This is a genomic window from Plantactinospora sp. BC1 (assembly GCF_003030345.1).
Classification (GTDB): domain Bacteria; phylum Actinomycetota; class Actinomycetes; order Mycobacteriales; family Micromonosporaceae; genus Plantactinospora.
Genome location: NZ_CP028158.1, coordinates 8,190,132 through 8,204,602 on the forward strand (window position 1 = coordinate 8,190,132; position 14,471 = coordinate 8,204,602).

Sequence of the window (14,471 nt, forward strand, 5' to 3'; positions counted from 1 at the left end):
GGTGTCCGCTCAGCCGAGCACGTCGGCCAGCGGCAGGGTGCCCATGCCGTGCGCCTCGGCGACCGGGCCGTAGGTGACCTGGCCGGCGTGGGTGTTCAGGCCGAGCGCGAGCGCCTGGTCGCGGCGCAGCGCCTCCCGCCAGCCGTGGTTCGCCAGTTCGAGGGCGTACGGCAGGGTGACGTTGGTCAGCGCGTACGTGCTGGTGTGCGGCACCGCGCCGGGCATGTTCGCCACGCAGTAGAAGAGCGAGTTGTGCACCGGGTAGACCGGGTCGTCGTGGGTGGTCGGCCGGGAGTCCTCGAAGCAGCCGCCCTGGTCGATCGAGATGTCCACCAGCACGCTGCCGGGCTTCATCCGGGAGACCAGCTCGTTGCTGATCAGCGTCGGTGCCTTGGCACCAGGCACCAGTACCGCGCCGATCACCAGGTCGGCGTCGAGGACGGCCCGCTCGATCTCGTAGGTGTTCGAGGCCACCGTCTGGAGGTGGCCCCGGTAGATGGCGTCGGCCTGGCGGAGCTGCCCGACCGCCCGGTCCAGCAGCAGCACCTCGGCCTGGAGGCCGAGCGCGATCGCGGCGGCGTTCCGGCCGGAGACCCCGGCCCCGATCACCACGGTCTTGGCGGCGTACACCCCGGAGACGCCGCCCATCAGCACGCCGCGCCCGCCGCCGGAGCGCATCAGGTGGTACGCCCCCACCTGCGGGGCGAGCCGGCCGGCGACCTCGGACATCGGGGCGAGCAGCGGCAGCGACCGGTCGGGCAGCTCGACGGTCTCGTACGCGATCCCGGTCACCTTCCGGTCGAGCAGCGCGTCGGTGCACTCCTTCGAGGCGGCCAGGTGCAGGTAGGTGAAGAGCACCTGCCCCTCGCGCATCCGGTGGTACTCCTCGGCGATCGGCTCCTTGACCTTCAGGACCAGTTCGGCGACGCCCCACACCTCGTCGGCGGCGCCGAGGATGGTGGCCCCGGCGGCGGCGAACTCGGCGTCGGCGATGGAGGAGCCGGCCCCGGCGCCGGACTCCACGTACACCTCGTGGCCGGCACGGACGAACTCGTGCACCCCGGCCGGGGTGATGGCGACCCGGTACTCGCGGTTCTTGACCTCGCGCGGAATTCCGACCTTCACGATTCCGACACCTTCCTCCGGGGCTGTCGGCCCCGGCCGCGCGACGCGCGGTGGCTCCGTTGCCACCGCGGTCCACCGTCCCGCCCGCGGAAGTCTAGGACCGGGGCGGTGCACCGGCAGCCAGCATTGTGACAGCGGGTAACCGGCAACCTTGACGGTATGTCAGCCACGCCGGAGCGGCGAATCGGCGGACCGGGCGGCAACCGGGCCGGAACCGCCGGGCGGACGGCGGTCCGGGGCGGCGGTCAGGGCAACGACGAGTCGGTCAGGGCAGCGGCGAGTCGGTCAGGGCAGCGGCGAGTCGGCGGGGCGGAGCCCGGCCCAGCCCCGGTCCCGGGAGCGGGCCGCCGCGAGGACCCCGGCGACACAGGCCACGTTGGTGATCTCACCCGCCAGGACCATCGAGACCGCCTCGTCCAGGTCGACCCGGATCACCTCCAACCCGGCCTCCTCGTCCCGCCGCTCGTGCCGCTGCTCCGACGGCACCTCGGAAAGCTCCCGGGCCAGGAAGATCCGGATCAGCTCGTCCGAATACCCCGGCGAGGTGTGCACGTCCACCAGCAGGTCGAGCCGGCCCGCGACCAGGTCCACCTCCTCGGCCAGCTCCCGCAGGGCGCCCGTCGGCAGCGCCTCACCGGCGACGTCGGTCAACCCGGCCGGCAGCTCCCAGATCACCCGGCGCAGCGGGTGGCGGTACTGCCGGATCAGCACCGCCCGCCCCCGCTCGTCCAGGGCGAGCACACCGACCGCCCCGACGTGCCGTACGTAGTCCCGGGGCACCACCCGGCCGCCCGGCATCGCCACCTGGTCGGTGACCACCGAGAAGACCTTGCCCCGGAACCGTTCCCGCCGCTCGCGTACCTCGTAGTCCGGCCCGCCGGCCCGACCGTTCACGCCCGCACCGCCGCTCCGGACGGACCGCCGCCGGTCACGACGACGAACCCGCCTTCGCCGACCGGACCTGCCCGTTGCGCCCGACCGCGTCGGCCGACTCGGCCAGCTCCGTCAACTCGGCCGGCTCCCCCGCAGAGGTGCCGGCGCCGCCCGTCGCGGGAACACCGGCGGCCGGTCCCAGCTCCACCGGGAGCTGGTCCGCGGCCGAGTACGTCACGACGGCGCCGACGAACGCGGCGAAGAGCGGGTGCGGCCGGGTCGGCCGGCTCTTCAGCTCCGGATGCGCCTGGGTCGCCACGAAGAACGGGTGCAGGTCCCGGTCCAGTTCGACGAACTCGACCAGCCGGCCGTCCGGGGAGGTACCGGAGATGTGCAGGCCCGCCTTGGTCAGCGCGTCCCGGTAGGCGTTGTTCACCTCGTACCGGTGCCGGTGCCGCTCGCTGACCTCGGTGTCGCCGTACGCCTGCGCGACCAGCGAGCCCTCGGTCAGCCGCGCCGGGTACGCACCCAGCCGCATCGTGCCGCCCAGGTCACCCCGGCCGGCGACGATGTCCTCCTGGTCGGCCATGGTGGCGATCACCGGGTGCTTCGCCTTCTCGTCGAACTCCAGCGAGTTCGCCCCGTCCAGCCCGGCCAGGTGCCGGGCCACCTCGATGGTCATGCACTGGAGGCCGAGGCAGAGCCCGAGGATCGGGATGCCGTTCTCCCGGGCGTACCGGGCGGCGCCGATCTTGCCCTCGATGCCGCGTACCCCGAAGCCGCCGGGGATGACGATGCCGTCGACACCGGCCAGCGCGGCCGCCGCACCGGAGGCGGTGACACACTCGTCGCTCGGTACCCAGTGCAGCTCCACCCGGGCCCGGTGGCCGAACCCGGCGGCCCGGATCGCCTCGCTCACCGACAGGTACGCGTCCGGCAGGTCGACGTACTTGCCGACCAGCGCGACCCGGACGGTGTGGTGCGGGTGGTGTACCCGCTCCAGCAGGTCGTCCCAGCTCTGCCAGGCGACGTCCCGGAACGACAGCCCGAGCCGGCGCACCACGTAGGCGTCCAGCCCCTCCCGGTGCAGCACCTTCGGGATGTCGTAGATGCTCGGCGCGTCCGGTGCGGCGATCACCGCCTCCCGGTCCACGTCGCAGTAGAGCGAGAGCTTGTGCTTGAGTTTGTCCGGAATCTCCCGGTCCGACCGGCAGACGATCGCGTCCGGCTGGATACCGATGTTGCGCAGTTGGGCCACCGAGTGCTGGGTCGGCTTCGTCTTCAGCTCCCCCGACGGCGCCAGGTACGGCACCAGCGAGACGTGCAGGTAGAAGCAGTTGTCCCGGCCCAGGTCGTGGCGTACCTGCCGGATCGCCTCCAGGAACGGCAGCGACTCGATGTCGCCGACCGTGCCGCCGACCTCGGTGATCACCACGTCCGGGGTACGGCCGTCCTCGTCCGGGTCGGCCATGGCCAGGATCCGGGACTTGATCTCGTTGGTGATGTGCGGGATCACCTGCACGGTGTCCCCGAGGTACTCGCCCCGGCGCTCCTTCGCGATCACCTCGGAGTAGATCTGGCCCGTGGTGACGTTCGCCTTGCCGGAGAGCGCGCGGTCGAGGAACCGCTCGTAGTGCCCGACGTCGAGGTCGGTCTCGGCGCCGTCGTCGGTGACGAAGACCTCACCGTGCTGGAACGGGTTCATGGTGCCGGGGTCGACGTTCAGGTAGGGGTCGAGCTTCTGCATCACGACCCGAAGGCCCCGCGCCGTGAGGAGGTTTCCGAGGCTGGAGGCGGTCAGGCCCTTACCGAGTGAGGAGGCAACCCCACCGGTGACGAAAATATGCCTGGTCGTCCGTACTGAAGGGGCCAAGGCCTGCTCCCGTGGTCGTCTGTCGCGGTCGTGCGAACCGGTGTGGGACCAGTGAAATGATCCACGCGATCCACGGGATTCCACGGTAACACCAACCCCGGCCGGGCTGCCGGGGGCACCCGCTTCCGGTGCCGCCCCGGTGCCGGTCAGCCCGCCGATCAGCCCGCCGATCAGCCCGCCGATCAGCCCGCCGATCAGCCCGCCGATCAGCGTGCCGGTCAGCCCGCCGGCACCTCGGCCGACGACTGCGCCGGCCCGGGTTCCGCCTCGCGCAGCACGATGCCGGAGGGCGGGGCGGCGCCGGAGGGCGGGGCGGCGCCGGAGGGGCGGTCGGGTGCCGGATCCGTGCCGGCGGTCGGCGGGGCCGCGCCGGGCGCGTCGTCCGGGCAGGGACCGGTGGCCGGCATGGTCCGGTCGGTGGCGTGGTCGAGCACCCGCAACGCGGCCAGGGCGGCCATCGGCACGGCCAGCGCCGCGGCCGCACCCGCGACGTTGAGGGCGGAACCGCCGAGCAGGCCGGCGATCACCGCCGCCACCGGGATGCCGACCATCCCGCCCCGCATGGCGGGGTAGATCCCGAAGAGCCGCTTGAGCCCACCCCACGGCCGGAGCAGGGCGAACCAGACCAGCACGGCACCGAGCAGCGCGAGTACGGTGAGCGGGCTCCCGGCCAGCGCGGCCAGGTTCGCCGCACCGGAGCGGTGCACGGTCAGCCCGCTGGTGCCGTCGCCGACGGCGGTGAGGAACCGGCCGAGGCTGCCCCGCTGGTCGATCGGCTGCCGCAGGTCCATCACCACGAAGCCGATGGTCACCGCCAGGCCGGCGATGGTGGCCCAGGCGAGCCGGCCGAGGCTGAGCCAGCCGCCGGTGCTGATCGCGGCGGCGATGCTCACCCCGGCGGTCAGCGCGACCGCGCCCACCGCGTCGGCGCCGAGGTAGGGGCTGCCGACCACGATCACCCCGAGGACGCCGACCAGCACCACCACGGCCGGCCGCCAACTGCGGCGTACCCGCTGGGCCAGCCAGGCCGCCGAGAGCAGGGTGCCGGCGATGAAGACCCCGAGCCCGACGGTGCCGAGGCCGGCGTACCGGCCGCCCTCCAGGGCCGAGTACCCGGTCACCCCGTTGAGCTGGAGACGCGCCCCGGTGACCACGTCCACCCCGACCACCAACGCGGCCAGCGCGGCCACGCTGCCCAGCGGCCAGAGGGTGCGCTGGTACGCCCGGGCGAGCCGCACCGCGGCGGTGGCCAGGCCGAGCAGCATCGCCGTGACCAGCCCGAAGTAGACCCCGGCGTGCGCACCCCGCCACCACGGGACGGCGTCCGCGACGAGCGCGGCCGGTATCGCCAGCGCGGCGGCGATGAGCAGTACCTCGACCGTCGCGACCACCCGCCGGGGCACCGGGGCGGGTCCGGACGGGCCGGCGTCGCGCCGGGCCCGGCGCAGCAGCGGCAGTACGGCGACCGCGAGCAGGCACTGGAGCCCGGCCAGCAGCAGGAAGAACCACTTCGCCACCTGCTGTTGGGCCCGGGCCTCCCGGTCGGCGTCGGCGGGGGCGGCGATCGCGGTGGGCAGGTCGGCCGGACGGCCCTCGACCACGCCCGCCGGCTGGCCGATGAAGAGCCGCTCGGGCGCCGGCCGGCCCAGCGCCGCCAACGCCGTGGGGGCCAGGTCGACGAGTTGCAGGTAGCCGTCCCGGCCGGTGCTGCGCGAGGTCAGCCAGCCACGCCCCCAGCCCGGACCGTCCGCCACCACCACGTGCAGCCGGGACGACCGGTCGGTGTCGGCGAGGCCGGCCACCAGCACCAGGGAACGTTCCGGCCGGGCGGCCAGCACCCGGGCCAGGGTCGCGTCGGCGCGGCGGGCGGCGGCGGCCCGGACGGCGGGATCCTCGCCGCTGACGGTACCGAGGTCGATGATGCCGAGTACGCAGTCGTCGAGCAGCCCGGTCGGATCCGGCGGCAGTTCCGCGGCGTACCGGTCGACCCGCCCGAACGGCCTGGCGGCGGCGACCGCCGCGCCCGGACCGACCGCGACGGTGCAGCGGACCGATTCGGCCAGCGCCCCGGGCACGGTGCCCCAGCGCAACCTGTCCTGGTTGTGGGTGACCGTCGCCCGCTGGTCGGGCAGGTTGGCGCTGATCGCGTCCGGCTGCTCGACGGCGACGTCCAGCGGCGGACACTGGTCGGTGACGACGGTGGCGTCCCAGGCGGCGAAGTTTCCGGCGCCGAGGGTCTGCCAGCCGTCGACCGGGCAGGTCGGCTGCCGGGCCGAGCGCACCGACAGCGAGCCGATGGCACCGCCCTCGGCCATCCGCCACAGCGTCGGGGTGGTCTGCGGGTCGACGTCGTCCCAGCGCAGTCCCGGTACCCCGGCCAGCAGCACGTAGTCGGCGGTCGGTGCCGGCGTCCGGGTGGCCGGCCGGACGACCAGCGCGGCGACTCCGAGAGCCACCACCGCCACGGTCAGCAGTACGGGCACCAGCCGGCGCAACATCAGCCGCGCCCCGCCGACGAGCCCGTCTCCCGGCCGGCGGAGGGCGGTCGGGAGTCACCGGACCCCTCGGACTCCTCCGCTGCCGCGCCGAACCCCGCCGGCCCCGGAGCGGCGGAGTCGGCCGCCGGCTCCGCCGGTCGGTCCGCGGTGGGCGGCGCCGCGCCGAGTTCGGCGTAGAGCGCGGCGACGGCGGCGACGGTCTCCGCCTCGGTCGGCCACTGCGCCGCCCGTGCGGTGGCCAGCCGGGCCAGGGCGGCCCGCCGGTCGGGATCGTCGAGCAGTGCCCGGACCGCCTCGTCCACCGCCTCCACGTCAGCCGGCGGCACGAGTACGGCCGCCTCGCCCACCAGCTCCGGCACGCCGCCGACCGCGGTCGCCACCAGCGGTACGCCGGCCCGCAGCGCCTCCTGGGCGAAGAGCTGCCGGGCCTCCCAGTCGCTGGTGACCACCGCCAGGTCGGCTCCGGCCAGCAGGTCGGCGACGTCGGTCCGGTGCCCGAGCAGCGTCACCGGGGCCCGGGCGGCCGAGATCCGGGCGGCCAGCGGCAGATAGCTCGGGCCACTGCCGGCGATCACCACCGCCGGTGGCGGATCCAGTTCACGCCACCGGGCGGCGGCGTCGACCAGCACGTCGTACCGCTTCTGCGGGTGCAGCCGGCCGACCGAGAGGATCAGCGGCTGGTCCGGGGCGACGCCGAACTCGGCCCGTACCGCCGAGCGGCTGCGCCGGGGCGCCGCCAGGGTGGGTGCCGCGACCGGGGCGAGCCGGGCGTCCCGGGCGCCGAGGGCGGCGGCCCGCTCGACCAGGTCGGCGGAGGCGCCGAGGCTGACCCGGGCCCGCCGGGCGACGATCCGCTCGACCAGCCGGGAGAGCCGCCCGCGCAGCCCACCGGCGAGTACCGCGTTGTGCCAGGTCACCACGACCGGGGCGGCCGGGCGGGCGAGTACCGCCACCAGGCCGGCCCGCAGCCCGTGCGCGTGTACGACGTCGACCGGTCCGGCCAGGGCCCGGCGCAGCGCGGTGACCGCCCGCGCGTCGGCCGGGGTGGGGCTGGCCGGGATCTCCACCGGCACGAACCGGGCACCGGCGGCGGTGAAGCCGAACTGCTGCTCGGTGGCGGCCGGACCGCAGACGGTGACCGACATTCCCGCATTGACCAGGCCACGGGTGAGCGAGGCGACGTGCTGGCCGACGCCGCCGGTACTGGAGGCGAGCACCAGGGCCACCGCGCCGACCCGCCCGACGGCGGCCGTCGGTGCCGGCGCGTCCGGTTCGGCGCGGTCCCCCGGTCGAGCCGGCCCACCCCGCTCGCTCACCGCGACACCCGTTCCTTCCCGTCGTCCTCGCCCGGGTCGGCCGCGTCCGGCCGGTCCGGGCGTTCCGTCTCCGTCCCGTTGCGCCGCCGTGACGCCGCCGGCCCACCCCGGCGGGCCAGCACCCCGCGCAGGCGTCCACGCAGCGTCGCCAGCAGCGGCCGGACGTCGTGCCGGTCCAGCGGATAGGCGACCGCGACGAAAGCCGCGCCCACGGCGACTCCGGACAGCATGCCCTGCACGAGTGCGTCGACTCGCGCCGGGGTACCACCCCCGAGGCCGGGCAACCAGTGTGCGCAGACCGCGCCGACCACCGCCGCGACCGCCCCGGCGAGCAGCCCGACCAGCGTTGACCTGGGCAATCCGGTCAACGCGGCCGGACCGGCGCTGCGCCGGACCGCGACGACCAGCAGCACCCCCAGCACCAGCATGCCGACCGAATTCGCCGCCGTGACCGCGAACACCCGATAGTCCACCGGGAAGGCGGCGGAGAACCCGACGGCGGCGAACGGCACGACGAGCCAGCCGGCCAGGGTGGCGACGGCGGCCGGGCGGGTGGCGCCGCGCGCGTACATGGCCCGGGTGAGCACCGCGAAGAGGCCGTAGCCGAGCAGGCCCGGTGCGAACCCGGCGACGGCGGCGACCTGGGGCGCCCCGCTGTCCGGCCAGAAGAACCGGGCCACCGGTCCGGCGGTGCCGACCAGCGCCGCCGCGCCGAGGCAGCTGAAGAGCAGCACCCGCCGGACGGTCGGGGCCAGCGTCCGGCGGTATGCCGACTCGTCGCCGGTGGCGTGCGCCGCCGCCAGGGTCGGGTACGCGGCGACCGCGAGCGGGACGGCGAGCACCGCCCAGGGCAGCAGGTACACCGTCTGGGCGAGGTTGAAGACGATCTCCGCACCGGTCGGTCCGCCGCTGAGCTGGCGCAGGCTGACCAGCAGCGCCACCTGCTGGCCGAGTACCGTCACCGCGCCGGCCAGCGCGAGCCCGCCGAGCCTGCCCCGGGCGTCGGCGGGGAAGCCGTACCCGAGCCGGGGCCGCAGGTGCAGCCGGCGCAGCGGGATCAGCAGCGACAGGGAGAGCACCACCACCCCGAGGGTGGTACCGGCGGAGAGGATCAGCTCGCCGCCCCGGCCGACCTCGGCGATGCTCGGGTGCACCCCCTCGACGGCCGCGAACGCCAGGTAGACGCCGATCACGGTCACGCTGGAGAGCAGCGGGGCGATCACCGGCCAGGCGAACCGCCGGTACGACTGGAGCACCCCGGTCAGCACGATGCCGATGCCGTAGAGCGGCAGTTGCGGGGCGAAGACCCGGAGCATCCGCGCGCCGGCCTCGATCTCGGCGGGGCTGCGCTGGTCCGAGATCAGTCCGACGATCGGTTCGGCCAGCAGCGCCACCGCGACCGCGAGCGGCACCAGCAGGCTCACCGTCCAGCTCAGCAGCGCCCCGGTGGTCGCCGCCACCGCCGCCCGGTCACCGGCGGCGACCGCGCCGGCCAGCAGCGGTACGACGAGGCTCGCCAGCGCCCCACCGGCGACGATCTCGAAGACGATGTTCGGGACGCTGTTCGCCACGACGTACATGCCGCCGAGGTCGCTGCGGTCGCCCATCACCCAGGTGAAGACGCCGGTACGCCCGAACCCGGCCAGTCGACTCGCCACGGTGAGTACGGCGATCAGCGTCGCGGCGCCGGCCACCCGCCCGGCGCCGACGAGGGGTGCCGGCCTGCCCACCTCAGGAGTGTCGCCGGCCCAGGGCGTCCAGTTCGCGCAACCCCGGGGTGTTCTGGATCACCTGGGTGAAGCTGACCTTCTCGCTGGTGGCGGTGAGCGCGGCGATCACGGCGAGCGTCCCGGCCCGCCCCACCGGCCCGGTACGGGCGGCGAGCGCGACGCCGAGCAGCGCGCCGAGGGCGTTCGCCCCGCTGTCGCCGAGCATCACGCGTTCGTCGAGGTCGGCCGGGAGCAGCGCGGCGGCGGCGCCGACCGGTCCGGCGGCGAGTCCACCGGTCGGGCCGGGCAGCAGCGGCGCGCCGAGCAGCACGCCGGACTTGAGTGCGCGTCCCGGCCGCAGGTCGAGCAGGTTGACCAGGTTGGCCGTACCGGCGATGACGCCCGCGCCGAGCAGCAGGTCGAGGGTTCCGGCGGCGCGTCCGGTGCGGCGGCGGCCGGGGTGGGACCGGACCGTCGGGTCGGCGGCGAGCAGGGCGGCGGCGGCCAGGCCGGCGGCGCCGACCCCGGCGATCTTGACGACGCCGCTGGTCACCCGCCCCTGGCGGAGTGCGGCGAGGTGTCCGGCGAAGCCCTTGGCGGTCTTCTGCTCCGGCCGGGCGCCGACCACGTCGTCGTAGAGCCCGACCGCCCCGCAGGCCAGGCCGGCGACCAGGGCGGCGCCGCCGGCCGGGCGGCTCGGCGCACCCGCGGCGGCACCGGCGGCGGCTCCGGCGGCGAGCGCCGGGCCGGCGGCGAGGGTGACGGTGCGGCCCCGGAAGTTGGTACGGCGCAGCCCGGCCGCCCACGGGCCGGCGAGCACGCCGCGCAGGGCGGCACCGGCGAGCAGCACGCCGACGCCGAGCGCCCGGGCCCGGGCGCCCCTGGGTCGGGCGGTCACTCGGGCATTTCCGGCAGCAGCGATTCGGCACCTGCACCGACGCCGTACGCGCCGGCCTGCTTCTCGGTGATCTGCCGGGTGAGCGCCAGCGCGGTGACGAGCTGTCCCTGCACGGTGTTGGCGTTGTCGACGGTCGAGATGGTCTTGGAGAGCGCGGGATCCCGGCGTACCTCGGCGACGAGGTTCCCGCCGCTGCTGCCGTTGCCGGCCACCACGATCGCCCCGGCCTTGTCGAACTGCTCGGCGAGCTGCACCACGGACCGGTCCTTGCGGGTCGCGTCCCGGTCGACGTACGGCTGCCCGCTGACCACCACGACCGCCTCGGCGGGACCGGCGATCTTGTCGGGCACGTTGAGGTAGCCCTCTTCGCTGTAGTCGTCCAGCACCGAGCGGCGGTCGGCGTCGGTCACCGGCGAACCGCCCTCCGGACGGTCGAGCAGGGCGCTGGCCAGCAGGGCGCTGGACTTCTCCACGCCCTCGCTGCTGGGCAGCCCGACGTCCGGGACGGTCGGTCTGGCCGCCTTGGCGGCGACGCCCAGCAGCAGGACGCTGCTGTCCGGGTCGAGGAACTTCTCCTGTACGTCGATCCGCCCGGTGACCGAGGCACCGCCCAGCCGGAGCATCTCGACGACCCCGTCGACCTGGTCCTGCCCGCTCGGCAGCACCAGGACCAGGACCCGCCGGCCGGCGAGGGTGCCCTTGAGCATGTGCGGTGCCGCTTCCCTGACGAAGTCCTCCTCGCGCTGGACCTCGGTCTCCAGGTTGTTCACCGACTCGCGGAGCTGCTCGTTGTGCTTGCCCAGCGCGTTGACCCGATCCTTGAGCGAGTCGGCGACCGGACCGTTCAGCGCCGCCGTACCCACGACCAGACCGATCGCCAGGGCGAGGAACACCGCGGTCAGCGAGACCACGTGGTACCGGAAATTGATCACGACAAGAGCCTCTTGATCATCAATCGGGGCCGGGAGGACACCAGCACGGGCCTAGAAGAGCTGTCCAAGCTGGAATACGACATTGTCCCACCACTCGGAGGCGACCCCGAGGTAAGCCTTTCCGACGGTGGAGACGGCGACCGCGGACGCCATCGCGGCCAGCGCCGAGAGCACCAGCAGCAACAGCGACGACCCGGAGATGCTCTGCCGGTAGAGCCGGCTCACCCCCTTGGCGTCGACCAGCTTGCCGCCGACCTTGAGCCGGGTCAGGAAGGTGGAGGCCATGCCGCCGCGCCCCTTGTCCAGGAACTCGACCAGGGTGGCGTGGGTGCCCACCGCGACGATCAGCGAGGCGCCCTTGCCGTCGGCGAGCAGCATCGCCAGGTCCTCGCTGGTGGCGGCGGCCGGGAAGGTCTGCGCGGTCACGCCGAGCCCGTTCACCCGGGCCAGTCCCGGCGCCCGCCCGTCCGGGTAGGCGTGCACGATCACCTCGGCGCCGCAGCGCAGCACGTCGTCGGTGACCGAGTCCATGTCGCCGATGATCAGATCGGGGGTGTAGCCCGCCTCCACCAGCGCGTCCGCGCCGCCGTCCACGCCGATCAGCACCGGCTTGAACTCCCGGATGTACGGGCGCAGCACGTCGAGGTCGGCCTTGTAGTCGTAGCCCCGGACCACGATCAGGCAGTGCCGGCCCCGGATCGGGGTCTCGACGTCCGGCACGCCGACACCGTCGAGCAGCAGCTCCCGCTCCTGCTTGAGGTATTCCATGGTGTTGGCGGCGAACGCCTCCAACTGCACCGACAGCCCTTCCCGGGCGTCCGACATCGCCTTCGCGACCGACTCGGCGTCCTGCCGGCTGCCGTGCCCGACCGGTTCGTCGTCGAGCAGCACGGTGTTGCCGTCGATCCGGACGGTGTCGCCCTCCCGGATCTGCTGGAAGATGCCCTCGCCGAGGTCGTCGAGGAGGGGGATGCCCGCCTTGATCAACACCTCGGGGCCGAGGTTCGGATAGCGGCCGGAGACCGACGGCTTGGCGTTGAGCACCGCGGCGACGCCGACCGCGACCAGCGAGTCGGCCGCCACCCGGTCCAGGTCGACATGGTCGATCACCGCGATGTCACCCGGACGCAGCCGGCTGACCAGGCGCTTGGTCCGGCGGTCGAGGCGCGCGGTGCCGACGACTTTGCCCGGTTCCGCGCTCCGGGCCCGGCGCAACGTGGGTAAACGCATCCCAACCATCCTGGCATGTGAGGCAGAGCTTTCTGTCGCGACATGCCTGAGCAGGGCCGCCACCCCAAGGGAACCACATGGATGCCCGGCCGGGTGTGGTCGGCGTCACACCGTTCGATTCGGTACCACGGATCGTGGCCGTCGGGGTCACGCTCCGCTGCGCACGCGGCGCCGCAGCTCAGGAGTGTCGTTCCCGGGCAGCCACCGCCAGGAGTTCCTCCGCATGGGCGATACCCAGATCGGAATCCGGCAAACCGGCGAGCATCCGGGCCAGTTCCCGGGCCCGGTCCGTGTCCTCCACCACCCGTACCCCGCTGGTGGTCACGGCGCCGCCGGTGTCCTTGGCCACCACCAGGTGCCGGTCGGCGAAGGCCGCCACCTGCGGCAGGTGGGTCACCACCAGCACCTGGTGACTGCGGGCCAACCGGGCCAGCCGGCGGCCGATCTCCACCGCCGCCTGCCCGCCGACCCCGGCGTCGACCTCGTCGAAGACCAGCGTGGGCGGCCCGCCGGAACCGGCGAAGACCACCTCGATGGCGAGCATCACCCGGGACAGCTCCCCGCCCGAGGCGCCGCGTTGCAGCGGCAGCGACGGTGCCCCCGGATGGGCCAGCAGCCGCAGCTCGACCTCGTCCGCCCCGTCCGGACCGACCCCGACCTCGACCCCGTCGACGGTGAGCGCCGGCTCGGACCTGCCGACCGGCCGGGGCAGCACCGCCACCTCGATCCGGGCGTGCGGCATTGCCAGCCCGGCCAGCTCCACCGTCACCTGCTCGGCGAACCGGGTGGCCGCCTCGCGGCGGGCCGCCGAGAGCCGGCCCGCCAGCTCGGCCACCTCGCCGGCCAGCCGCTGCCGCTCCCGGTCCAGCTCGTCGAGGAGCTCGTCGGAGGTGTCCAGCTCGGCCAGCCGGGTCCGGGCCCGGTCCGCCCAGGCGATCACCCCGTCGACGTCGTCGGCGTACTTGCGGGTCAGGCCGCGCAGCGCCGCCCGACGCTCGTAGATGACCTGCAACCGGGCCGGATCGGCGTCCAGCGCGGCGAGGTAGCCCGAAAGCTCGGCCGCGACGTCGCCGACCAGCGTGGCGACCTCCTCCAGCCGCGCCGACAGGTCGCCGAGGGTCCGGTCCACCCCGGCCTGCGCCTCCAGCGTCCGGCGGGCGTGCCCGAGCAGGGTCGTCACGTCGGCCATCTCGTCGGTCGGCTCGGCCGCGCCCGCCACGCAGAGCTGGGCCGTCTGCGCGGCCGTACGCAGCCCCTCGGCGTGCTCCAGCCGCTGCGCCTCGGCCTTGAGCTCCTCGTCCTCACCCGGCTGCGGATCGACCCGGGTGATCTCGTCCAGGCCCAGCCGCAGCAGATCGGCCTCCTGGTTGCGCTCCCGCGCGTTGCGCCGCCGGTCGGCGAGGTCGTCGGAGACCCGCCGCCAGCGGGTGTAGGACTCGCGCAGGCTCTCCAGCAGCTTCTCGTGCTCCGGGCCGCCGAACCGGTCCAGCGCGGCCCGCTGCTCGGCCGGGCGGAGCAGCCGGAGCTGGTCGGACTGGCCGTGCACGGCCAACACCTGCTCGCCCACCTCGGCCAGCATCGACACCGGCATGCTGCGGCCGGCCACGTGCGCCCGCGACCGACCCTCCACGGTGACCGTACGGCTGAGCAGCACCGACCCGTCGTCGTCCGGCTCGCCGCCCGCGTCGACCACCCGGGCGTGCACCGCCGTCGCGGCGGCGCCGGTCAACCGCAGCCGCCCCTCCACCACGGCCCGGCCGGGATCGGCCCGCACCCGGCCGGCGTCGGCCCGCCCGCCGAAGAGCAGGCCGAGCCCGGTCACCACCATCGTCTTGCCGGCGCCGGTCTCGCCCGTGATGACGTTCATGCCGCCGGTCAGCGGCAGCGTGGTGTCCTCGATGACGCCCAGTCCGGTGATGCGCAGCTCTTCCAGCACAGCAACCGACAGTAGTAGCGGGCCCCGACACTTGACCACCCGGGCGCGCGTCCCGATCGGTATCCGGCATCCGCCCCGGAC

8 protein-coding genes and 2 pseudogenes are annotated in these 14,471 nt (G+C 74.6%); all 10 read right to left on the bottom strand.

The genetic code is table 11. The features are described from left to right. Positions 1 to 9: 9 nt before the first annotated feature. The 10 genes and pseudogenes from ald to recN all read right to left on the bottom strand — a co-directional run bounded on the left by ald (position 10) and on the right by recN (position 14,390). Positions 10 to 1,125 (bottom strand): alanine dehydrogenase, encoded by a 1,116-nt coding sequence (gene ald / locus C6361_RS36000; RefSeq protein ID WP_107260101.1) that lies wholly within the window; start codon positions 1,123 to 1,125, stop codon positions 10 to 12. Between the two features lie 285 nt (positions 1,126 to 1,410). Further along, positions 1,411 to 2,019, bottom strand: a complete 609-nt coding sequence (locus C6361_RS36005; RefSeq protein WP_234359212.1) for an NUDIX hydrolase — start codon at positions 2,017 to 2,019, stop codon at positions 1,411 to 1,413. Positions 2,020 to 2,149: 130 nt separating this feature from the next. Beyond that, positions 2,150 to 3,871, bottom strand: a pseudogene (locus C6361_RS36010) (CTP synthase); the annotation flags it as partial. Positions 3,872 to 4,089: 218 nt separating this feature from the next. After that, positions 4,090 to 6,369: a hypothetical protein gene (locus tag C6361_RS36015; protein WP_107270564.1), complete on the bottom strand. Its 2,280-nt coding sequence runs from the start codon at positions 6,367 to 6,369 to the stop codon at positions 4,090 to 4,092. Positions 6,370 to 6,494: 125 nt separating this feature from the next. Continuing rightward, positions 6,495 to 7,595: pseudogene (locus C6361_RS36020) on the bottom strand (glycosyltransferase family 4 protein); the annotation flags it as partial. An 86-nt stretch (positions 7,596 to 7,681) separates the two neighbouring features. Next, positions 7,682 to 9,415, bottom strand: a complete 1,734-nt coding sequence (murJ, locus tag C6361_RS36025) for a murein biosynthesis integral membrane protein MurJ (protein ID WP_107270566.1) — start codon at positions 9,413 to 9,415, stop codon at positions 7,682 to 7,684. 1 nt (position 9,416) lies between these two features. After that, positions 9,417 to 10,292, bottom strand: coding sequence for a hypothetical protein (locus C6361_RS36030; RefSeq protein ID WP_107270567.1), 876 nt, complete (start codon positions 10,290 to 10,292; stop codon positions 9,417 to 9,419). Beyond that, a complete protein-coding gene (locus C6361_RS36035) occupies positions 10,289 to 11,224 on the bottom strand; it encodes a copper transporter (protein WP_107260109.1) in 936 nt (311 codons plus the stop codon). The genes C6361_RS36030 and C6361_RS36035 overlap by 4 nt, the downstream gene beginning before the upstream one ends. A gap of 51 nt (positions 11,225 to 11,275) precedes the next feature. Next, a complete protein-coding gene (gene steA, locus C6361_RS36040; protein ID WP_107260110.1) occupies positions 11,276 to 12,454 on the bottom strand; it encodes a putative cytokinetic ring protein SteA in 1,179 nt (392 codons plus the stop codon). Between the two features lie 178 nt (positions 12,455 to 12,632). Beyond that, on the bottom strand, positions 12,633 to 14,390 hold the full coding sequence (gene recN / locus C6361_RS36045; protein WP_107270568.1) for a DNA repair protein RecN: 1,758 nt from the start codon (positions 14,388 to 14,390) through the stop codon (positions 12,633 to 12,635). Positions 14,391 to 14,471: the final 81 nt, after the last annotated feature.